Source organism: Methylobacterium tarhaniae (assembly GCF_001043955.1).
Taxonomy (GTDB): Bacteria; Pseudomonadota; Alphaproteobacteria; order Rhizobiales; family Beijerinckiaceae; genus Methylobacterium; species Methylobacterium tarhaniae.
The window spans coordinates 1-796 of sequence record NZ_LABZ01000475.1 but is presented as its reverse complement, the minus strand read 5'-3'; the positions used below and the strand labels follow the sequence as shown (position 1 = coordinate 796).

Annotated in this window: 1 protein-coding gene; it reads left to right on the top strand. The window is 65.7% G+C overall.

Annotation, left to right across the window (positions count from 1 at the left end; genetic code table 11):
- A partial coding sequence (locus VQ03_RS30745) for an alpha/beta fold hydrolase (RefSeq protein ID WP_048454736.1) occupies nt 1-703 on the top strand: 703 nt, incomplete at its 5' end.
- Nucleotides 704-796: the final 93 nt, after the last annotated feature.

Genomic DNA, 796 nt, shown 5'->3' with positions numbered 1-796 from the left:
GTCTCGTGGGCTCGGGATGTCGAGCCGGTACATGATCCCGCTGGCAAAGCATCTCGCCCCTCATTTCGAGGTCTATGCTCCCGACCTGCCCGGCTTCGGACTGAGCGATAAGCCCCGCCGCGCGCTCACGGTTCGCGAGCTCGCGGATGCATTGGCGGCCTTCATGACAGCGATCGGGATGAAGCGTGCGGCCTTTGTCGGGAATTCGCTCGGCTGCGAGGTGCTGGTCGAACTCGCGCTGGTTCACCCCCAGCTCGTGGACCGCCTCGTGTTGCAGGGGCCCACGCCGGACCCGGAGGCGCGGAACCTGTTCAGGCAAGTGATTGGCTTCCTCGCCATCGCGCCGTTCGAGCGCTGGTCGCTCGCCTGGGTGGCGTTCTCGGATTATGCCCGTGCCGGCATCGGACGCTACATCATGACCTTGCGTAGCATGGTCGACAATCGCATCGGAGAGAAGGCGCTGCGGGTCGAGCAGCCAACGCTCGTGGTTTGGGGCACGCGTGACTACATCGTCCCCCATGCATTCGTCGTGAGCCTCGCAGGCTCCCTGCCCCGGGGCGGTCTTGCTGTCATTCCGGGGGCGGCCCACGGAATCAACTACTCGCATCCCGAGGCGTTCACCGCCGTCCTTCTCCCGTTCCTCCTTGCTGCGGGGGAGATGTCTTCCGCACGGAGCCGAAACCCGGCGGTCAGCGCATCGTAGCGCGTACTTCTATGTGGCCCGACCGAGAGGGCCGCCTTCGTGCCCTCCGACCGAAAGCAGACCGGCGCAAAGCCACCCGTCTCGGGCATTTGG